Consider the following 20709-nt stretch of genomic DNA (forward strand, 5'->3'; position numbering starts at 1 on the left):
AGGGAGCAGGCGATGCGCCGGCTACTGATACAGGCGTGGACTGATCTCTGGATGCGGCGGGCCGGGCCTGACCGGTTCGGCAAGCTGGCTGCGTGGCTCGCCGGTTTGCCGCATGCGCCTTACAAAGCGCGGGTGGCGCTGGCCCATCGCTATCCGCAAGGCTACATCGCCCCATCCGCCCAACTGAACGGGCGGCGCATCCGGCGTGGCCGGCACGTATTCATCGGTGATGGCGTGGTGATCTACCAGCGCCAAGATGGCGGCCCGATCGAGTTAGCCGATTACGTCGAACTCCATCGCGACACGATCATCGAATGCGGGCGCGGCGGTAGCTTGTTCATCGGCGAACGCACCGGCATCCAGCCGCGCTGCCAGCTTTCGGCGTATGTTGAGCAGATTATCATCGGGCGCGGTTGCCAAATAGCGCCACAGTGCGCCTTCTACCCCTACGATCACGGCACTGCCCCCGGTCAAGCCATTGGTCATCAGCCGCTCACCAGTAAAGGGCCAATCGTACTGGAAGATGATGTGTGGCTAGGGTATAGTGTAGTAGTGCTATCAGGAGTAACGATCGGCGCTGGTACAGTGGTAGGGGCGGGCAGTGTGGTCACGCGCAGCCTGCCGGCAGGGGTGGTTGCGGCAGGTGCGCCGGCGCGTGTTGTCCGTGAGCGGACGGCACGTGATGTTGGCGAGATTACAACGCGATGAGGTGGCGCATGGCAGCAACGGTAACGGTTGCAATTCCGGTGTACAAACGGCTCACCTACGTAGCGCAGGCGATCCGGTCGGTTGCGGCGCAAGAGTATCCTGCCATCGAGTTGATTGTGTCGGATAATGGTTGTAACGGCGATGAGGTGCTGAATATTGCTCGCGCCAACTACCCGCGCCCGTTTGTCTTTCGCCAGAATCCGGCCTCAGTGCCGATTGTGCCGCATTTCAACCAGTTGCTGGCGGCGGCGAACGGCGACTATTTCGTGCTGCTGAGCGATGATGACGAGTTGGCGCCGGGCTATCTCGCGGCAATGGTGGCGGCGCTAGAGGCGCATCCTGACGCGGCGGCGGCTATCTCGCGGGTTGAGGTGCTCGATGAGCAGGATCGGGTGGTGGGTTCAACCGCTGACCGGCCCTTGCCGCCGCGTCGTATGAGCGGGCCTGATTGGATTACGCGCTGGGGGTATCATGAGCACAAGTTTATCTGCTTTACCACCAATCTGGCCCGCACGGCAGAATTGCGCGCCGTGGGAGGGTATCCTGACTTTGATGGCGGGAATGGGGTGGACAATGCGTTGTTGGTCGCGTTGAGCATCGAGCGCGGGATCGTGTATTGTGACGAAGCGACCTTTCGCCATCGCATCTACGATACCAGTTTCGGCAAGTCGGTCCGCGTGACGAGTTTGGCCCGCGCCTCGCGCCAATTTCTCGCCTTTCTCGATCGCCATCCCACCTTGCGCGCCTATGCGCAGCGCCATCCACGCGAGTGGGCTGCCTGCCGGGCGGCGATGACCCGCGTGATCTGGACGACCTATTACGGGCGGTGGCGTAATCTCTACCGTGGCCGTGAGGCGTATGTGCAATGGTTAACCGCCGGCTTTGCGTTGCCCTTCATTCCCGCCTACTACCGGCGCGCCATCCCAGAGATTATCTATTCATTGCCGGCGATTGGGCCGTTAGCGCGCCGCCGGCTAGCGGTGCGGTGAAGCGATGCGGGTTGTTCACCTCAGCACCAACGACATCAGTGGCGGTGCGGCACGGGCGGCGTATCGCCTACACCGGGCATTGCTCACGCTCGGTTGTCCGTCGACGATGCTGGTTGCGAACCGGCGCAGCCATGATCCAACGGTCCAAGCATTGCCAGCGCCGGACGATCTGATCGGATATTGGCGGCGGCGCTGGCGTGGGTGGCAAATCCGGCGGGCAATGCAGCCGTACCGGCAAACCCGTCCGGTTGGGTTAGAGCCGTTTAGCGATGATCGGAGCCGGTATGGCAGCGAGTTGGTGCAGGCGCTGCCGCCGTGTGATGTCGTCAATCTGCATTGGGTGGCCGGATTCGTCGATTATCCCTCCTTCTTTCGCACCGTACCGCGCCGGGTGCCGGTGGTGTGGCGGCTGTCAGACCAGCAGCCATTTACCGGCGGGTGCCATTATGATGAAGGGTGCGGGCGCTATACTGCCGCTTGTGGCGCCTGCCCGCAGCTCGGTTCGCATGACGAACGTGACCTCTCGCACCAGATTTGGGCGCGCAAGCGGGATGCGCTGGCGGCGGTGCCTCCCGGCCGGTTGCATATTGTGGCGTTGAATCGGTGGATAGCGGCTGAAGTGCAGCGTAGTTCGCTCTTTGGCCATTTGCCGGTGCATATTATTCCCAACGGATTGGATACGACCATCTTCTCGCCAGCCGATCGCACCCATGCGCGGGTTGTGCTCGGCTTGCCCTTGCAAGCCAAAATTGTGCTCTTTGTGGCTGTGTCGGTTGACAACCGGCGCAAGGGGTTTGCCCAATTGGCAGCGGCGTTAGCAGGTCTCAGCGACGAGCCGGATTTGGTGTTAGTGTCGATTGGTAAAAATCCGCCGCCATTGGCCGCGCCGATTGCCCACCATCCGCTCGGCGTGGTCGAGGATGATAGCCGGTTGGCCTTGATTTATAGCGCGGCTGATCTTTTTGTTATTCCCTCGTTGCAAGACAATATGCCAAGTACGGTTCTTGAGTCGTTGGCATGTGGCACGCCGGTGGTGGGCTTTGATACCGGCGGCATTAGCGAGTTGGTGCGGCCCGGCCAAACTGGTTGGCTGGCGCCGGTGGGGAATGTCGAAGGCCTGCGCGAGGCATTACGCCGCTTGCTACGCAACGATGACGAACGGCTGGCGATGGGGCGCCGGGGCCGCGAGATTGCGCTGGCCGAGTACCGGCAAGAGCTACAAGCTCAGCGTTATCTCGAACTCTACCGCCAGATCACGGTGAAGCCAGTTATGAGGACATTGTCTCGGAGAAGGTGAACGTTTTGTCATAACGATGTTCTGTAGGTGACATCTCACTGTCACGTCAACCGGTTACAACTAGTGTGCAATAATGATACTATTCGCCATTTAGGTCTGTCCTCTTGGCTCACAATGCTCCACGCTTACAGACCAGCGTTCGTTACCGGTTTAGCCTTTCTTTCTGGTGCGTAATGGCTAGCGACATTGCGTGCATCGCGTGGAGGGTCGCTTGGAACTCAGAAACTATCTCCTCTTTGTGTGGCGTTGGGCGTGGTTGATCCTGCTCTTTGCCGCAATCGGCGCAGGCATTGGCTTTGCCTATTCCCAAACCCAACCTCGCCTGTATGCCGCCTCAACCATGCTCATGGTGAATCAGGATCAGGGTAACTTTGCCCGGCCTTCCCCCACCTTCGATGATTTGCGCGCGCGCGAACGGTACGCGCTGACGGTGCGCCAGCTCTTGCTGGTGCGACCAGTGTTGCAACGGGCGGCTGAGATGGTGGATGGCGTGACCGCTACCCAACTGGCAGCCCGCGCAAGCACGGCTGATGTCGGCAAGACAGAACTGTTTGTGCTGACGGTGCAGGATACCGATCGCCAGCGTGCAGTAGTGTTAGCCGATGCGATCGTGGCTTCGTTCCGCGCGCTTGAGCGTGACCTGCTTGATAATCCGTATGCGCAGGGATCGAGCTTGATCGTCGTCGATCCGGCCTATGCCAAGCGCAATCCGGTTAGCCCTGATTATGCCCGCAATATTATTCTGAGCGTTTTTATCGCTGTTTTAATTGCCATAGTGATCGGCTTTCTCTACGACTATTTCAACACCCGGATTAAAGATGAGGGCGATCTTGAGCGGCGCGGCGGCGGGCGTCCGTTAGTAGTTGTGGGCAAACTGAAGGGCAATACACCGGCGGCGCAATTGGTGACGCTGACCGATCCAACCTCGCTGGATGCCGAATCTTACCGGATGTTTCGGCTCCATCTCGATGCGCTGGCCGCTGCCGAGCGCCCGCAGGTGATTGCCGTCATTAGCGCAGCAGCCGGCGAAGGGCGTAGCCTGACGGCGGCTAATTTGGCGATGGCGTTAGCCCAAACTGGACGGCGCGTGGTCTTGGTGGATGCTAATCTGCGCCATCCAACCATTCACACCTTCTTTGATCTCGCCAATCAAGGCGGGCTGTCGAATCTGCTGGGTGGTTCAGCGCAAGCGATCGAGCCGTTCCTGCGCGTGACCGTTCAGCCTGATCTCTATGTGCTGACGGCAGGGAATATGGCGGGGTTGCCGGCGCAATTGTTGGGTGGGCCGCAACTCGAGCGGGTGCTCAACGGGTTGCGCCAGCACGCCGATGTGATCATCATCGATACAGCGCCGTTGCTGCTGTTTGCCGATACGACCTTGCTGCTGCGGGCGGTTGACACCACGCTGGCCGTTGTGCGCGCCAATCGCACCACTGAGGGCGAATTGCGCCAAATGCTCGATCTGTTGCGCCAAACGGAAATCGGTTGCATGGGTGTGGTGCTGAACAACGTGAACAAGCGCCCGCGACGATTGCCATTTCCCAAAGAGCAACGCACCCGACCGGTTGTCTCGTTGCCGGTGTCTAATCGGAGCGAGACGGTGGGTGATGCAGGAGATTGAACCATGCAACGTTTTTGGCTCTTGGTGATTGCGATATGGGTGTTGCTGCTGAATGCGTGTAGCCAACCAGCCGCCACCGATACCGAACCGGTTGTTGCATCGCCTGCGCCAACGGCTGTCGCCTCGCCTGCGCCAACGGCTGCTCCAGCGATTGTGAATGGAACATTGATCGCAAATGGCCGGGTACAGCCAGTCACGGTGCTCGATCTGAGCTTTGTTAGCGCCGGTTCGGTGGCTGAAGTGCTGGTCAAGCCGGGTGATCGGGTGCGTGCCGGTGATATTATCGCGAGCCTTGATATTCGCACGCTCGATTTGGCGGTGGCTGAGGCGAAGGTAGCGTTGTCTGAAGCGCAGGCCAATTACGAGCTCTTGATTAGTGGGGCGACGCCGGAACAAATCGAACAGGCCCAAGCCGAGATTGCCCGCGCCCGTGCGCGCTTGGCCGATGGCCGCACCAATGTGACCCAGAGCGATATTGCCGCAGCTCAGGCTGAATTACGCGAAGCCCGCGCTGTGCTGGAACGGCTGCGTAAAGGGATTACACCCGAAGATCGGGCGCGGTTGGAGGCAGCTATCGCCGAGGCCAAGGCTCGTTTGCAGACCCGGATTAATAACCTAGCCGGGGAAAAGACCCAGCTTGAGTCGCAGATCGAGCGATTGGCCAACGACCTGCGTAATGCACAAGATGACTATTCGCGCACCAAGTGGGCAAACGAGCAGATTGTGGCTGGCGGCGGTCAATTGACCCAAGCGCAGATCGACAATGAAACGCGTCTGCTGCGCGCGGTCGAAAATGCTGAGCGACGGTTGCAAGAAGCGCGGGTTGCGCTTGAGACGGTGCGCCAAAACGAGTTTAGCGAAATTGCTGCGTATCGGGCTGAAGTTGAGCAGGCTGAAGCGTTGTTGGCTGATGCCTCGCGTCCGGCCACCCCTGACCAAATTGCCGCTGCTGAAAAGCGCATCTTACAAGCAGAGGCGCGGTTGGCGCAACTGACCATCAATCATCCGAATGAAGTGGCAGTCTACGAAGCTGAGTTGCGCAAAGCCGAGGCTGATTTGGCACGCTTGACAGCCGGACCAGCCAGTGCCCAGATTGCGATCGCCCAAGCGCGCATCGAGCGCGCCGAGATCGAGTTGCGCAAGATCGAACTCAACCGCGAACGCTATCAGATCCGCGCTCCGATTAACGCAACTGTGGTGAGTGTCAATGCCCAACCCGGCCAGACGGTTGAGGCTAGCCAGCGAGTTATTACCATCGCTACCCTCGATCAGTGGCAGATTGTGGTGCCCAATCTCAGCGAAATCCACATTAGTTTGGTGCAAGAGAACGATCCGGTGACAATCAGCTTCATTGCCTTGCCTGATGTGCGCTTAAGCGGGCGGGTGAGCTACATCGAGCCGGTTGGCCAAGAGAGTGGGATTGGCACGATCTATACGGTGCGCATTACGCCCGATAGCTGGGATCCGCGCTTGCGCTGGAATATGAATGCGCAAGTGACGTTTTCGGCAGGCAGCTAATGGCGCTGCTGGCTGGCTGTTGGCGCGTATCTCCGATCATTGCGAGACTGTGCCAGCGCACAGTGACGCTGGGGGTGTTTCCCCGGCGCAATAGCAACGCAAGAGCAACCTGCTGATGACTTGCACACCGGTTTATTTGGTTCACAGAGTGTCAAACGCTCAGGAGGGATCGCAATGACGGCTACACCTGCTCCCCATGCTCTGATTACTGGCGGCGCTGGTTATATTGGCTCACTGTTAACCGGTGTGCTCCTCAATCAAGGGTGGTCGGTCACGGTAGTTGATGACCTGCTCTTTGGCGGCACATCGCTGCTTGGCTATTGGCACCATCCCCGCTTCCGCTTTACCAAAGGCGATGTCTGTGATCCGGCGACATTACGGGCGAGCGCTGGTGAGATTGCGGCCGGTGATCTGCCGCCGGCGCGGTTCGATGCGGTGATCCATCTGGCCGCCATCGTTGGCTTCCCAGCCTGCCAGATGGTAGGGCCGCAGGTGGCATGGCGCTACAACTTCGAGGGCACCAAGCGGGTCTTTGCAGTGGCTGATGCGGCGCACGTTGAGCGATTTGTCTTTGCTTCGACCTACAGCAATTACGGTTTGTCAGCCGATGGCAAGCCGGTCACTGAAGAATCACCGCTCAACCCGCAGTCGCTCTATGCCGAAACCAAAATTGCCGCCGAGCAATATCTGCGTGAACAGACGGCCGGCGCAACCACGATGCCGATCCTCTTCCGCTTTGCTACGCTGTTTGGCATTTCGCCACGTACCCGCTTCGATCTGATTGTCAATCAGTTTGTGCTGGAAGCAATGACGCGCCGCAAGTTGATCATCTATCAGCGCGGTTATGCCCGCTCATTTGTGCATGTGCGCGATGTTTGTGACGCGATCCTGCTTGGCTTGACAGCATCACCTGCGATTGTCAACCGCGAAATCTTTAATGTCGGCAGTGACGAGGGCAACTACACCAAGGACGAAATTGTGGCGCTGGTGCAGCGCTATATCGAGGGGACGGTGGTCGAATACAAAGACCTGACCTTCGGCGGCGATATGCGCGATATTCGCGTCTCGTTCGCTAAGATTCGCGAGCGGCTCGGTTTCAAACCGCGTATCAGCGTCGAACAAGGTATTCGCGAGGTGGCCAGCGTGTTGTTGAATGGCGTGATCAAAGACGCGCTCGATAGCCAATATCGCAACGCGCAGTTTATCGTCCAGTAGCGGCACAGTGGTGCTGTGCCCGCCCCAACCACCAACGTAGGAAGCACAGCGGTGCTGTGCCCATTCCGGGCTGTGCCCATTCCGGCAAACAAGGCTCTCAATCCATCCAGCGAGGTTTCTATGCAACTCGACACGCAACGCTGGCCCGACAGCCGTCAGTTTTGGCAAGACAAGTGCGTCGTTGTGACCGGCGGCGCCGGTTTTCTTGGTTCGTATGTAGTCGAAAAGCTGCACGAGCGCGGCGCTCGTGAGGTCTTTGTACCTCGCTCGCGTGATTACGATCTGCGTCACGTGGATGCCATCCGCCAATTGCTGCTCGATGCGCGGCCCGATATTGTGATCCACATGGCAGCGCGGGTGGGTGGGATCGGCGCCAATCGCGACCATCCCGCCGAGTTCTTTTACGACAACCTCATGATGGGGGTGCAGTTGCTGCACGAGAGCTGGCAGTTTGGCGTCGGCAAATTCGTAACGATCGGCACCGTCTGCGCCTACCCCAAGTATACGCCGGTGCCGTTCAAAGAGGACGACCTCTGGAACGGGTATCCCGAAGAGACGAATGCGCCGTATGGCTTAGCCAAGAAGATGCTCTTGGTTCAGGGTGAGGCGTATCGCCAGCAGTACGGTTTTAACTCGATCTTTCTGTTGCCGGTGAATCTCTACGGGCCGCGCGATAATTTTGATCTCGCAACATCGCACGTGATTCCGGCGCTGATCCGTAAGTGTATCGAGGCCGCTGAGCGCGGTGCTGATGAAATTGTGGTATGGGGCGACGGTTCACCCACCCGCGAGTTCATTTACGCCGCTGACGCTGCCGAAGGCATTCTGTTGGCGACTGAACGCTACAACGATCCCGATCCGGTCAATATTGGCAGCAGTTACGAAATCAGCATCCGCGATCTTGTCACGCTGATCGCCGAATTGACCGGTTTTCGCGGGCGGATCGTTTGGGATACCTCGAAACCGAACGGCCAACCCCGTCGCAAGCTCGATGTGTCGCGGGCATGGGAGCGGTTTGGGTTCCGGGCTGAGACGACATTTACCGAAGGATTGCGGGCCACGATCGAATGGTATCGGGCCAATCGTGAACCGGCGATCGCCATGCGCGCCGTGGGTGGGGCAACATAATATGGCAACGACGATCCGAATGATGCCAACAATCACCGACCTACCGCCGCCGCTACCCGGACGGCAAGGGTGGCCGTGGACGGTCGCCACGCCGCCGGCGGCGCCAGTGATGGCCAATAACCGGCCGTGGCCGCGCATCACCATCGTGACGCCTTCGTACCAGCAGGCGCAATACCTCGAAGAGGCGATCCGTTCGGTGTTGTTGCAGGGGTATCCCAACCTTGAGTATATCGTGATGGATGGCGGCAGCCGCGATGGCAGCGTCGCGATCATTCAACGTTATGCGCCGTGGCTCAGTTATTGGCAATCGCAGCCGGATGGCGGCCAGTCGGCTGCGCTGGCCGATGGTTTTGCTCGCGCCACCGGCGAGATTTTGGCATGGATCAACTCCGATGATCGCTTGCAGCCGGGAGCCTTGCAACGGGTGGGGCAATTTTTTGCCGAGCGGCCATGGCTGGCGTTCGCTAATGGCGACGTGCATTTTATCGACGCTGATGGCCGGGTGACTGCGCGAATCTTTGCCCTGCCGCCGAACGCCACGCTCACGGCGCTGCTCGGTGTCCATCGTTGGCCGCAACAGGGATGCTTCTGGCGGCGCAGCGTCTACGAACAGGCTGGCGGCGTTGATCGGAGCCTGCGTTTCTGCATGGATCGCGATCTCTTTATTCGCCTCAGTGCCGCCGGGCCAAGCCGGCGCATTCCGGGGCCGCCGCTGGGTGATTTTCGCTTGCACGAAGAGGCGAAGACGGCCACCTTACATAAGGTTTGGCAACACGAACATGCGCTGTTGCAGCGTCGTTACGGGCGTCCGCTGAATCTCTACCAGTATGCCGGGTTGCGCATGCTTTGGTGGTTGTGGCAAAAGCACGCCAGTGTGCGCAACCGGCTCTATCGCGCGTATGGCGTTGAATGTTAGCAAGGCGGCATTATGACCGTTAGCGGGCCGATTATTCTTAATCCACTGGAATTGGCTGTGCTGGGCTTGATCTGTCTGTACGCGGTCTGGCGCGGCCAGCCTGAAATTCCACTGGCAATCTATTTGTCGGTTTCGCTGTGGACGCGCACGGTCTTTGTCGGGCCGAGCTCTGCTACATGGCCGCTCTTGACAGTGATAGGACTGGCTCTGATCCGGTATCTGCACGTCGTCCGGCCATGGTCGTTGTTGCCCAAGCGGCTTGATTTGACGACGCGCCAGCTCTTTCCGCGCAGCGATGCGTGGATCGTGCCGTGGATGGGGTTGTGGTGGGCATGGGCGCTGTGTGTGCTCTTTCAGTTCGAGTTGCGCGATAAGATGTCGATTGCGCGCCCTCTCTTGCTGTTCATTATCATTGGTTCTTTGGTTGCATTGATAGCGATTCGTGATGCCGCTGCCGCCCGTCGTTTTGCCATCGCCTATTTGCTTACCGGGGTCTACGGGCTCTATGTGGCTCTGCGGTTTATTGAGGTGCCGTTAAGCTATCTGCTGAGTGATCCCGGTCTCTCATCATTGCCATACCGTAATCTAGGCATTGCCTACTACAATCTTTTCTCGCACCATTTAAGCATCGCCTTTTTGCTGGGCATTGGCCTCTTTTTGCAGGCGCGCCGGCTATGGTCAATGACATTATTTATAGTGTTAGCGCTTTGGTGTGGCTACGGCATATTTCTCACCGGTGCGCGCCAGTCGTTGAGCGGGTCAGCAGTTGCCGCCGCGTTGATCTTCGGTTGGGCGCTGAGCCGCGCTGGCAAGAAGCCGCGGCGGGCGCCGTTGGCCATCGCAGCGATTGTGATAGTTGTGGTTGCGCTCTACCAAGTGGCGCCGCATCTCGTGGTGCGCGAAGGAGAGAGCGGTCTCGAAGAGTCGTTCAATGTCTTCGAGGATCGTGGCGGGTTGTGGTCTATCGGCTGGAACTACTTCCTTGCTTCGCCAGTGTGGGGGTGGGGATTCGAATACAAGCTGTGGTCGCACAACCTTATTGTGGGAACCCTCGCCGATCAAGGATTGGTTGGCATGCTCTTCTTTATCGGCTATCTTGTTTGGGCTGGCCGGCGCTTGCCGGTGGTATGGGCGCAGACGCCTGATGATGATCGTTCAGTTTGGCGGGTGACCTTCTTTGCGCTGTTTGTGTTTGCGCTGGTTCATGGTCAAGCGTCGGGCAACACCATGTCTACTGCTCATCTCCACTGGCCATTGTGGGCCGTATGGGCGCTAAGCAACGGTGTGGTGGTTGCCGCTGCCCGCCAGCCCTTCCCAACCCCGCCGCGCGTTCGTTTGCGCGCCTTGCCGGCAGGAGGACGGTCATGAGCAGCAAACCGCGCATTACGTTTGGCATGATTGTGCTCAATGGCGAGCCATTTCTGCGCTACAACTTGCGCGCCATCTACCCTTTCGCCCACCAGATCATCGTCGCCGAGGGCGCGAGCCCGCGCGCTGCCCATGCCGCTACCCCTGATGGCCATTCGATTGACGGCACCTTGCAAGCGCTCTATCGGTTTAAGGCCGAAGAGGATCCTGACGATAAACTGATCATCGTCACCGCCGAAATGTGCGGCCATCCTAATGGCTTCTGGCCGGGCGAAAAGGATGAGCAGAGCCGGGCGTATGCCGAGCGAGCCACCGGCGACTGGCTGTGGCAGATTGATGTTGATGAGTTCTACCATCCGGCTGATATCGAGCGGGTAGCAGCCTTTTTAGCCCAGCATCCCGACGCTACTTGTCTTTGTTTTCGCGCTTACCACTTCTGGGGCGGGTTCGATTATCTCACCGATGGCGGCTTCTTTTGGCATCGCCAGTACCAAGGCGAACCATGGGGCCGTTACCGGCGCGTCTTTCGCTGGCGATCGGGCTATCGCTACGATAGCCATCGCCCGCCGACGATTGTTGATGAGCGTGGGCGCGATATTACGCGCCGCCGTATCTATCACGCCGATGCTTTTGGTGTGTGGATGTACCACTACTTTATGGTCTTTCCGCACCAATTCGCCCGTAAAGGCGCCTACTATCAAAATCAGCCATGGGAGCGGGAACGTGAGCGGTTGCGGAAAAATCTCGATTTGCTCGACGAGGTGCATCTCGCTAATGGGTTGCGAATTATGGATCAGTACGGTACGCAGAATTGGCTGGCCCGCTTTACCGGCCAGCATCCGCAACCGATTCTCGATCTACGCGCCGATCTTGCGTCCGGCAAAGTGACAACCGAACTGCGCCGTACCGATGATATCGAACGGCTCCTTGCCGATCCGCGCTATGCGCAGATGGTGCAGGCAGCGGCCCGGCGCGAGCGGCTGCGGGTCTGGCGCGATTATGTGATGTATCTGCTCTGGTGGCGACCACGGGCGCGCCTGATCCAACTAGTGCGCGAACAGACGCCGCCGGCGCTGGTGAAACGGTTGCCTCCCGCAATCCAGCGTAAGTTCATTCCTGAGCATCGCCGGCGGTATCAAGAGCAATTAGCGCGTTACCAGCAGTCTATTCGATCGGGAGATGCCGCGTGAATCAACCCCTCTTCAGCATTATTACCGTGACTCTGAACTGCGCTGCTGATGCCGAGCAGACGGCGCGCAGCGTGTTGGCGCAGGATTTCGCCGATGTCGAGTATCTGGTGAAAGATGGCGGCTCGACCGATGGCACGCCAGAACGGTTGCGCGCGTTGGGGGTGCGGGTCATTGTTTCACCCGATACCGGTATTTACGATGCGATGAATCAGGGCATTGCCCATGCGCAAGGCCGGTATATCTGCTTCCTCAATGCCGGTGATCAATTTGCTGGTGCTGATGTGTTGTCAGCCGTCGCTACGGCGCTGGCGCAGCGCGGTGAACCCGATTTTCTCTATGGCGATGTGCGTTCGTTTGTTGACCATCCCCATCTCGGTACTGGACGCGCCGGTAAAGGTCGCTTGATCCGCTACCCCGATCGCCTCAATCGGTTCTGGCTCTATCGTAAGATGATCTGCCATCAGGTGTGGTTTGTGCGCCGCGCGATCTATGCGGCGCAGCCGTTTGCCACTGATTACCGCATTCTGGCTGATTATGCCTATCTGCTCGATATGATCCTGCGCCAGCGGGTGCGCTATGTCCATTTGGCCAAGGAAGTTGCTATATTCGATGGCGGCGGTGTCAGCACAAAGTCTTCGCCGCGCCGTGATGCCGAGCGCGCTCGCGCATTAGCCACCGTTTATTCGCCACAGGAATTGCGCCTCTATGAAGCCATCTTTGGGGGGATGCGATGGCTCAACCGCACACTCATCTATCCAGTTATGCCGCTGCTGCCCGAACGGCTGCGCGCCCGGCTGAGCGGTCTCTGATGGTTGAGCGCCGGATTGTGCATATCTCGACGGTGCATCAGCCATTTGATCAGCGCATCTTTTATCGTGAATGCGCCAGTTTGGCAGCAGCCGGCTATGAGACGCATTTGTTGGCGCCGTTGCCGGTGACTGAGCTTGAACGGCAAGGGGTGTACCTGCACAGTGTTGGTGCTCCAGCCGATCAGCGGCTGGGTTTGGTGCTCAAGCGGCGTTGGCAACGTATCCGGCAAGCGGCCATCTTGGCGCGCCGGTTGCAGGCCGATCTGTATCACCTGCACGATCCGGAACTCATCCCGCTTGGACTATGGTTAAAGGCGAAAACGCGAGCACGCGTGGTGTTTGATTGTCACGAGAATAATGCGGCTTATATCCGGCAGAAACACCATGTGCCGGCTCTTCTGCGCGGTGGGTTGGCTGTTGGCATGGAGGCCTTGGAACGCTTGGCGTCCCGTTCATTCGATGCGATCATTACCGCCGATCGCGGCGTGGCCGATCTCTATCTGCGCCGGTTTGGCGCGCGCCGGGTGGTGACGATCCATAATTTTCCCCAGCTTGATCTGTTTTTGCAACAGCCGCCTCCCGCTGACGATGCGCCGTTCGATCTAGTCTACCACGGCACTATTCCGCGTTACCACCTTGAAGTGACCTTTGCCGTGGCCGAGGCGTTGCACCGGCGTGGCCGGCAGGTGCGCTGGCTCTTTTTTGGCAAGTGTCCCGAAGCGGCTTGGGCGCAGGCCGAAATTGTGCGGCGCGGCTTGCAAGATGACATTGTGCTCGATGCCAATCTGGTGCCGCACGAGCAGGTGGCAGCGCGGGTGCGGCAAGCCAAGATCGGCTTTATCCCTCTGCCTGATCTGCCCAAGTTTCAGCACAACATCCCCACCAAGCTGTTCGAGTTTATGGCGCTAGGCATGCCTGCCGTGCTGAGCGATTTGCCTCCCAGCCGGCCCTTTGTTGGTGATGGCCGTTGCGCCATCATGGTACCGCCTGATGATAGCGAGGCCTATGCCGAGGCGATTATCCGCTTGCTCGATGATCCAGCCTTGCGGCGCGCAATGGGGGCCGAGGGCCGCGCGCGCGTGATGAACGAGTTTAATTGGCAGCGCGAAGCGCAGTATTTATTGGCGTTATATGCAGAATTGCTATGAATCGGAATGGCGTTGTTCACCAACTGATTATCACCGCCGATGATTACGGGATGTGCCCCTCGGTCAATCGGGCGATCGAAGAGTGTCTAGCTGCCGGCGCGCTGCGCGCGACCTGCGTAATGGCCAATATGCCAGATTATCCTGACGCCGTGCAGCTCCGCCGCGCCTTCCCACATGCCTCGATCGGGATTCACTGGACGCTGACGCTCGGTAGACCGGCGGCTGATCCGGTGCAGGTACCCGATCTGTTGGCGCCGGATGGCCAGTTCTGGCCGGCGCCGGAATTGCGCCGGCGCTGGCTGGCCCGCCGGATCGCGCCGGCCCAGATCGAAACCGAGTTGCGCGCCCAATATGATCGATTCGTGGCCGTGGCCGGCCAACCCGATTTTTGGAATACCCATCAGAACGTGCATGTCTTGCCCGGCCTGTTTGCGCTCGCTGTCGCGCTGGCCCACCGGCTCGGCATCCCGGCGATGCGATCGCACCGCCGCATTACCGCGCCGCGCAATGGCTCGGCGTTGACGTACCACTTGACCCATCCGGTCTACTGGCTGAAAGGGCGGATGATTGCGCGCTGGGCCGCGGCAGCGGCCCGCCAAGGCATGCGGATGCCGGCTGGCGTAGTGAGTACGCCGGGGTATGGGCCGGGTAAGGCGGCGGTCGAGCAGATTGTACCGCGGGTACCGTGGCCACGCCACGGCCCAGCCGAACTCGTGATCCATCCCGCTACCCAGATGGTGCCAGAACTCTTCGGCGAATTGACCGAATCGCGCCTGCGCGAATACGAGGTCTTCCGCGATCCGGCGCTGTCCCGGCGGTTAGCGGCTGCCGGTGTGCAGACCGTAGGCTTCGAGGCAGTGGTATGAACATGTTGCGCTTGCCTTCCCAACAGCAGATTTACGACACCGCGCCGCGTTGGCTCCAGCGCGTGCTGGTTAATGCCGAAGCGGTGCGCCGCGAGTGGTTTCGCCGCTACGGTGATTATCAACAACTGGTGGCCGCCCACGATCCGGTGTGGTACTATCGTCCGCGCGCTGAACAAGAAGCATGGCAGCTTGCCCGACTCAACCGTTTGCTGGCTGAGGCCCGCCAGCGCGTGCCGCACTATCGCCGCGTGTTGCCTGACCGCACGCTCGCTAGCTTGGCCGAATTGCCGAGTCTCCCGATGCTGAGCAAGGAACAGATCCGGCGCAACCCGTTTGATCTCGTCGCCGCGGATCGCGACCGCCGCACCCTTTGGCCGCGCAAAACGAGCGGCTCGACCGGCACGCCGCTCACGTTCTACCTCGACCGCGAAGCGACGCGCAACCATCAGGCGCCTGCCGATGCGATGCTGGCCGTGTTGGGGTGCCGGTTTGGCGAACCACGCGCCCGTTTCTCCGGCGCGTATGTTGCTCCCTACACCCGCACGAAACCGCCGTTCTGGATCTGGATCGATCTCTACCGCCAGTTGCAGTGCTCGGCCTACCATCTGGCGCCGGCGTTCTACCCGCACTACCTGCGCGTCTTGCGCGAGCGCGGCGTGGTGTATGGCACCGGCTACCCGACGGCATGGCACCTTTTGGCAACCTACATCTTGGAAAGCGGCGACCAGCCGCCGCGCTTGCGCGCAATTATTACCGATAGCGAAGGGATTTCGCTTGAGCAACAGGCTGTAGTTGAGCAGGCATTTGGTTGTCCGATGGTGCAAACCTATGGCACCGGCGAGATCGGGCAGATCGCGTGGCAATGTGAGCATCGCCGCTATCACGTGCTCAGCCGGGCCGCGATCGCCGAAGTGGTTGATGATGCTGGCCAGCCGGTCGCTCCCGGCGAGACCGGCCAGATTGTGGTCACGACCTTTGCTAGTTCGGGGACGCCGTTTATCCGTTACCAGACCGGCGATCTCGCTACGCTAGCCGCCGATGATTGCCCGTGTGGCCGGCATAGCCCGTCGTGGCTGGCGATCGAGGGCCGGATTGATGACCGGATCAAGACTCCCGATGGGCGCTGGATCGGGCGACTTAGCCACGTGACCAAGCCGGGGGTGGGGATCAAAGAGAGCCAGATTGCTCAAGTTGCGCTTGACCGGATCGTGATCCGGGTAGTGCCAGCGCCAGATTTTGCGCCTGAATCGATGCAGGCGGTAATTGAAGCTGCGCGCCGCTATCTCGGCCCCACGATGCAGATCGAATGGGAGCTGGTCGAACGGTTGCCGCGCACCCGCGCCGGCAAGTTGCGCCATGTCGTGCGTGAAATACCGTCGTAACGCAGGCAACCCGATGCACATTCTCTACCTGCACCAATACTTCACCACCCGCGCCGGCGTTGGCGGCACCCGTTCGTATGAGTTTGCTCGCTTCTTTATCCAGCAGGGCCATCGGGTGACGATCGTCACCGCCGCCGATCGCCAAACGCCGTGGCCCGGCGGATGGTGGCGCCAGTGTGAGGTTGACGGCATTCATGTCGTCGAAGTGCGGGCCGGTTATGCTGATTACAGCCGCGGTACGGCGATTGGCTATGGCCAACGCATCATCGCCTTCATTCTCTTTGCGCTGGCCAGCTTGCTGGCCGTGTTGCGAGTCGAACGGCCCGATGTGGTGTTGGCCACCAGCACGCCGCTGACGATTGGCATTCCCGGTATGGTGGCCAGCCGTTGGCATCGCGCGCCGCTGGTCTTCGAGGTACGCGATCTGTGGCCGGAAGCGCCGATCCAGATGGGTGCTCTGCGCCATCCGCTGCTGATTCTGGCTGCACGCTGGCTCGAACGCGCCATCTACCGCCGGTCATGCCACATTATCGCACTCTCGCCCGGCATGCGGCAGGGAATCATCGACGCCGGCGTCGCGCCAGAAAAAATCAGCGTCATTCCCAACGCCGCCGATCTCGACCTCTTCCACCCGCAGCGCGATGGCGGCGGGTGGCGCGTGCGGCTGGGCAATCCACCCTTTCTCGCTCTCTACTTTGGCACCATGGGCGAAGCGAACGATCTGCGACAAGTGATCGAGGCGGCGCGGGTATTGCAGGAGCGGGGGTATGATGATGTGTTGATTGCACTGGCCGGGCAAGGTCGCCAGCGCCCGCAACTTGAGGCGTTAGCGCATGAGTATGGCCTGCGCAATGTGCGGTTTCTTGATCCGTTGCCCAAAGCCGAGGTCGCCGATCTGGTCGCCGCCGCCGATGTCTGTTTGACCATCTTCAAGGCGGTGCCGGTACTAGCCACCTGTTCGCCCAACAAACTCTTCGATACGTTGGCTGCCGGAAAGCCGGCCATTGTCAACACGCCGGGTTGGTTGCAGCAATTAGTCGAAACCCATCAGTGCGGTCGCTACGCTCGCGCCGGTGATCCTGCCGATCTGGCGGCGCAGATCATCTATTTGCGCGATCATCCTGACTTCACCCGCCAAGCCGGTTGCAAGGCGCGGGCATTGGCTGAACAGCAATTCGATCGCCGGCAACTGGCCGCAGCGGCACTGGCCGTCTTGCAAACCTGCGCGGCGCGCTGAGGGGTGTGTGATCCTGCTGTTGCGTGCGACACGGCGCAAACGCTCCTTTGCTGTCCTGCCGCACCCCTCCCCCAGCGGGGGAGGGGCAAGGGGTGGGGGCACCCCTCCGCCAGCGGGGTTGAGGAGCAAGGGGTGGGGCCAATCACGACGCCGCACATCACACGCCCATCACCCCTCTAACGCCTGTTGCACCGCCACCTCTAGCGAACTGGCCCGAAACGGCTTCTCAATCAGCGGCGCATCGGTAATCTCAACGCCTTGCAAGGCGGCAAACCCGCTCATATAGAGCACCTTAAGCGCCGGCCACATCTGCCGCGCTTGCATGGCTAAGGTTCGCCCGTCTGTCTCTGGCATCACCACATCGGTGAAGAGGAGATCGACCGGCTCGTTGTGCAGAATCTCTAGCGCCGTCTTGCTATCTTGGGCGGCAAAAGCGGTGTAGCCAAGATTGCGCAACGTGGTGACGGTCATGCGCAGCAGATCAGGATCGTCATCTACTACCAGTATCCGCGCCTCGCGGCGCGATGCTGGCTCAATCACAACCGGCTCCTCGACTATCTGCTGGTCGGCGCACGGCAGATACAGCCGTACCGTCGTGCCGCGGCCTAACGTGGAATAGATTTGCGCGGTGCCGCCTGATTGGCGGGCAAAGCCGTAGACCATCGCCAACCCTAAACCGGTGCCGCGCCCGCGCTCTTTGGTGGTAAAGAAGGGTTCAAACGCGCGCGCGGCTACCTCTGGCGGCATCCCGGTGCCGGTGTCGATCACGTCGATCACGATATAGCAGCCGGGTGCCAGAATGGCCAGCAACATCGTGTCTTCGCTGATAACGCGCTGCTCTCTGATTTTGATCGTTAAGTTGCCGCCGTTTGGCATCGCATCGCGGCTGTTAATAACGAGATTGAGGATCGCTGCCTCAAGCCCGGCCCGGTCGGCGCGGGCCGGCTGGTTGGTTTGTTCAATCAGCTCAAGCTTAATCGCCGAACCGACAGTCACTTGGATCAGCGGCAGAAATTCGCGTAACACTTGATTGACATCAATCGTGGTCGGCGCCAGCGGTTGCCGGCGGGCCACCGCCAAGAGACTCTTGGTCAGTTCGGCGCCGCGCAGCGCCGCATGCAATGAGGCTTCGATCATCTGCCGCGTCGCTTCATCGCCTTGCCAATCACTGAGCGAGAGATCAAGGTTGCCGATGATAATGCCGAGCAGGTTGTTGAAATCGTGGGCCAACCCGCCGGTAAGCAAACCGAGCGCCTCAAGCTTCTGCGTTTCGCGGATGCGTTCATCGATCTGCTTGCGTTCGGTAATGTCGCTCAAGGCGCCGACCATGCGCGTCACTTTGCCGTCAGCGTCGCGCAACGCTTCGCCCCGCGCCAAGATCCAGCGATAGTTGCCGTCGCGGTAGCGCATGCGAAATTCCATGTTGAATGGTTCGCGGCCGGCAAAGTGGCGATCAAGCGCCTTCGTCACTTCTGGCCAGTCATCGGGATGGATGCGCTCGAAGAAGGTGGTGATGGCATTGGGCAGCTCATTCTCGCCAAACCCAAACAGCGCCTTCCACTGTGGCGAGAGATAGGTTACGCCATCGAGAATATCCCAATCCCAGACCCCATCTTGCACCGCGCGTTCGGCCAGCGCGTACCGTTCTTCGCTTAGCCGGAGCCGTTCCGCGATCACATGCTGCTCGATCACCGGCCCGGCGAGATGGCTGATAAATTGGAGAAGCGTGAGATCCTCGCTGAGCGGTGGCGCAGCCCGCGCCGACCAAACGGTAAACGCGCCAATCACCGCGTTGCCAGCACCGAGGATCGGTTCCGTCCACAGCGTAGCCAAGCCGCTCTCTTGCGCGACGGACGCAAAATGCGCCCAGTTGGGATCAGTGTGTAATTCCGGCACGATCACGCGCTGCTGCGCGAGCAGCGGATGCCAGATGGCTTCCTGCCCCGGCTGAAGGCTCTGTTCTAGCATCTGGCTGAGCGTAGACGGCAGGTTGGGGGCAATGACGTGGTGTGGCCGGCGGGTGGCGGGGTCGAAGAGCACAATCGCGCAGCGCGCGTCTGGTTGCTCTTCTTCAAAGGCTTGGATTAAGGTGTTCATGAGGGTTTGCAAACTTTCACCTCCTAACAGGCTGGTGAAGAGTTGGACCCGGAGCCGTTCGTGCAATTCGAGCCGTTTCAAGGCGCTGATGTCGGTATGGGTGCCGAGCATGCGCACCGGCTTGCCATCGGTATCGCGCTCGACAATCGACCCTACCGATAGAATCCATTTCCACCCGCCTTGCCGCATCCGCGAGCGAAATTCAACCCGGTATTCGGGAATGCGCCCGTTGATGTAGTCGAGATAGGTCTGGTAGACTGCGGTCGAATCGCTGGGGTGTAATCGGTCGCGCCATTGCTGGTTGGTTTCGGTAAACGTAGCCGGATCGTACCCCAACATGGTTGCATATTCATCATTGACCACGACCTGCCCGTTGCGCAGATCGAGATCGTACAACCCTTGATTAGCGGCACGTAACGCTAATTCGAGCCGGCGCGCATTGATCTGAAGCGTTTGTAAACTTTCGTATTCAGTGGTGACATCGGTGAAAAAAACAAAAATAAAGGTCTGGCCGTTGCTATACGCGCCTCCCGGCGCGATATTGCAATAGAACGTTGAGCCATCACGCCGGCGGCAAATGATATTGAGCAGTGGTGCGTCATCGCCGGCGCTCATGCGCTGAAAGGCGTCAATGATCGCTGGCCGGGATTCGTTTGGGTGCAAATCTTCGATCAGCAGGGTGACCATTTCCGCTGCCGAATACCCGAAGAGGACGTGCATTGCCCGGTTGGCCCACCGCACCTGCCGGCTGGCTAGTTCGGCTTCGATCACGCCGTGCGGCGCATGTTCGACGACGGTGCGCAACCGGCGCGTTTCGCGGTCAGCCCAGCGCTGCATCCGCTCCTCGCGCTGCGCGATCAATGGCAAGCGAGCCAGATCGCTCTCGATCAAGAGATCGACAATGGCCTGCTCGTTGGCAAAATGCGTGACATCATATTCTGCCAAGGTGCAGATGAGCACGAGCGCGATGCCCACCGGCATACTGTAGCGTGCGGTTGGCCGGCAGACAATCAAGGCCGGCGGTTGGGTTTCGAGGTGCGTGATCAGGTCGCTCAGCGTAGGAGCAAAGGAGTAGCTGATCTGGGGAAAGGGAACCAGTGTTTGAATGATCGACTCCCGCAGATCGTCAACGGCGAAGAGAAGGAGGTGGGTGCGAGTGCCGGCCATGGTGGTATCCTGTGTGTACACCGAGGCGACAGATCGCACCGGGTATCTAGTAT

16 protein-coding genes are annotated in these 20709 nt (G+C 59.8%); 15 read left to right on the forward strand and 1 reads right to left on the reverse strand.

The window, feature by feature from the left end:
• Positions 1–12 precede the first annotated feature (12 nt).
• The 15 genes from A6A03_RS18380 to A6A03_RS18450 all read left to right on the forward strand — a co-directional run bounded on the left by A6A03_RS18380 (position 13) and on the right by A6A03_RS18450 (position 17392).
• Positions 13–708 carry an acyltransferase gene (locus A6A03_RS18380; RefSeq protein WP_066791181.1) on the forward strand — a complete coding sequence of 232 codons (696 nt, stop codon included), beginning with the start codon at positions 13–15 and terminating at the stop codon, positions 706–708.
• Between the two features lie 8 nt (positions 709–716).
• Positions 717–1697 carry a glycosyltransferase family 2 protein gene (locus A6A03_RS18385; protein WP_066791185.1) on the forward strand — a complete coding sequence of 327 codons (981 nt, stop codon included), beginning with the start codon at positions 717–719 and terminating at the stop codon, positions 1695–1697.
• Between the two features lie 4 nt (positions 1698–1701).
• Positions 1702–2994 carry a glycosyltransferase family 4 protein gene (locus A6A03_RS18390; RefSeq protein WP_066791187.1) on the forward strand — a complete coding sequence of 431 codons (1293 nt, stop codon included), beginning with the start codon at positions 1702–1704 and terminating at the stop codon, positions 2992–2994.
• Positions 2995–3205: 211 nt separating this feature from the next.
• Positions 3206–4615 carry a tyrosine-protein kinase domain-containing protein gene (locus A6A03_RS18395; RefSeq protein WP_066791190.1) on the forward strand — a complete coding sequence of 470 codons (1410 nt, stop codon included), beginning with the start codon at positions 3206–3208 and terminating at the stop codon, positions 4613–4615.
• Positions 4616–4618: 3 nt separating this feature from the next.
• Entirely contained in the window at positions 4619–6133 is a 1515-nt protein-coding gene (locus A6A03_RS18400; protein ID WP_066791192.1) for a putative HlyD family type I secretion protein, read from the forward strand.
• A gap of 174 nt (positions 6134–6307) precedes the next feature.
• Positions 6308–7348, forward strand: a complete 1041-nt coding sequence (locus tag A6A03_RS18405; protein ID WP_066791194.1) for an NAD-dependent epimerase/dehydratase family protein — start codon at positions 6308–6310, stop codon at positions 7346–7348.
• Between the two features lie 120 nt (positions 7349–7468).
• On the forward strand, positions 7469–8476 hold the full coding sequence (locus A6A03_RS18410) for a GDP-L-fucose synthase family protein (RefSeq protein ID WP_066791196.1): 1008 nt from the start codon (positions 7469–7471) through the stop codon (positions 8474–8476).
• A gap of 1 nt (position 8477) precedes the next feature.
• Entirely contained in the window at positions 8478–9392 is a 915-nt protein-coding gene (locus tag A6A03_RS18415) for a glycosyltransferase family 2 protein (protein ID WP_066791198.1), read from the forward strand.
• A 12-nt stretch (positions 9393–9404) separates the two neighbouring features.
• The gene (locus A6A03_RS18420; RefSeq protein WP_066791200.1) at positions 9405–10760 is read left to right on the forward strand and encodes an O-antigen ligase family protein; all 1356 of its coding nucleotides are present in this window, start codon (positions 9405–9407) and stop codon (positions 10758–10760) included.
• Positions 10757–11950 carry a glycosyltransferase family A protein gene (locus tag A6A03_RS18425; protein WP_066791202.1) on the forward strand — a complete coding sequence of 398 codons (1194 nt, stop codon included), beginning with the start codon at positions 10757–10759 and terminating at the stop codon, positions 11948–11950. The genes A6A03_RS18420 and A6A03_RS18425 overlap by 4 nt, the downstream gene beginning before the upstream one ends.
• Positions 11947–12759, forward strand: a complete 813-nt coding sequence (locus A6A03_RS18430) for a glycosyltransferase family 2 protein (protein WP_066791306.1) — start codon at positions 11947–11949, stop codon at positions 12757–12759. Before A6A03_RS18425 ends, A6A03_RS18430 begins: the two co-directional genes overlap by 4 nt.
• On the forward strand, positions 12681–13907 hold the full coding sequence (locus tag A6A03_RS18435; protein WP_245669059.1) for a glycosyltransferase family 4 protein: 1227 nt from the start codon (positions 12681–12683) through the stop codon (positions 13905–13907). Before A6A03_RS18430 ends, A6A03_RS18435 begins: the two co-directional genes overlap by 79 nt.
• Positions 13904–14773, forward strand: a complete 870-nt coding sequence (locus tag A6A03_RS18440) for a carbohydrate deacetylase (protein WP_066791204.1) — start codon at positions 13904–13906, stop codon at positions 14771–14773. The genes A6A03_RS18435 and A6A03_RS18440 overlap by 4 nt, the downstream gene beginning before the upstream one ends.
• A complete protein-coding gene (locus A6A03_RS18445; protein WP_066791206.1) occupies positions 14770–16155 on the forward strand; it encodes a phenylacetate--CoA ligase family protein in 1386 nt (461 codons plus the stop codon). Before A6A03_RS18440 ends, A6A03_RS18445 begins: the two co-directional genes overlap by 4 nt.
• A 13-nt stretch (positions 16156–16168) precedes the next feature.
• Positions 16169–17392, forward strand: a complete 1224-nt coding sequence (locus A6A03_RS18450) for a glycosyltransferase family 4 protein (protein ID WP_066791208.1) — start codon at positions 16169–16171, stop codon at positions 17390–17392.
• 168 nt (positions 17393–17560) lie between these two features.
• Here A6A03_RS18450 and A6A03_RS18455 read toward each other — a convergent pair whose 3' ends face one another.
• On the reverse strand, positions 17561–20656 hold the full coding sequence (locus tag A6A03_RS18455) for a PAS domain-containing protein (protein WP_066791210.1): 3096 nt from the start codon (positions 20654–20656) through the stop codon (positions 17561–17563).
• Positions 20657–20709: the final 53 nt, after the last annotated feature.

Origin of the sequence: Chloroflexus islandicus, assembly GCF_001650695.1 — a bacterium.
GTDB lineage: Bacteria > Chloroflexota > Chloroflexia > Chloroflexales > Chloroflexaceae > Chloroflexus > Chloroflexus islandicus.

What these genes read in the sequence shown, in the direction of transcription:
- A6A03_RS18380 (WP_066791181.1), top strand. Translation starts at nt 13, where the DNA reads ATGCGCCGGCTACTGATACAGGCGTGGACTGATCTCTGGATGCGGCGG.
- A6A03_RS18385 (WP_066791185.1), top strand. Translation starts at nt 717, where the DNA reads ATGGCAGCAACGGTAACGGTTGCAATTCCGGTGTACAAACGGCTCACC.
- A6A03_RS18390 (WP_066791187.1), top strand. Translation starts at nt 1,702, where the DNA reads ATGCGGGTTGTTCACCTCAGCACCAACGACATCAGTGGCGGTGCGGCA.
- A6A03_RS18400 (WP_066791192.1), top strand. Translation starts at nt 4,619, where the DNA reads ATGCAACGTTTTTGGCTCTTGGTGATTGCGATATGGGTGTTGCTGCTG.
- A6A03_RS18405 (WP_066791194.1), top strand. Translation starts at nt 6,308, where the DNA reads ATGACGGCTACACCTGCTCCCCATGCTCTGATTACTGGCGGCGCTGGT.
- A6A03_RS18410 (WP_066791196.1), top strand. Translation starts at nt 7,469, where the DNA reads ATGCAACTCGACACGCAACGCTGGCCCGACAGCCGTCAGTTTTGGCAA.
- A6A03_RS18415 (WP_066791198.1), top strand. Translation starts at nt 8,478, where the DNA reads ATGGCAACGACGATCCGAATGATGCCAACAATCACCGACCTACCGCCG.
- A6A03_RS18420 (WP_066791200.1), top strand. Translation starts at nt 9,405, where the DNA reads ATGACCGTTAGCGGGCCGATTATTCTTAATCCACTGGAATTGGCTGTG.
- A6A03_RS18425 (WP_066791202.1), top strand. Translation starts at nt 10,757, where the DNA reads ATGAGCAGCAAACCGCGCATTACGTTTGGCATGATTGTGCTCAATGGC.
- A6A03_RS18435 (WP_245669059.1), top strand. Translation starts at nt 12,681, where the DNA reads ATGGCTCAACCGCACACTCATCTATCCAGTTATGCCGCTGCTGCCCGA.
- A6A03_RS18440 (WP_066791204.1), top strand. Translation starts at nt 13,904, where the DNA reads ATGAATCGGAATGGCGTTGTTCACCAACTGATTATCACCGCCGATGAT.
- A6A03_RS18445 (WP_066791206.1), top strand. Translation starts at nt 14,770, where the DNA reads ATGAACATGTTGCGCTTGCCTTCCCAACAGCAGATTTACGACACCGCG.
- A6A03_RS18450 (WP_066791208.1), top strand. Translation starts at nt 16,169, where the DNA reads ATGCACATTCTCTACCTGCACCAATACTTCACCACCCGCGCCGGCGTT.
- A6A03_RS18455 (WP_066791210.1), bottom strand. Translation starts at nt 20,656, where the DNA reads ATGGCCGGCACTCGCACCCACCTCCTTCTCTTCGCCGTTGACGATCTG.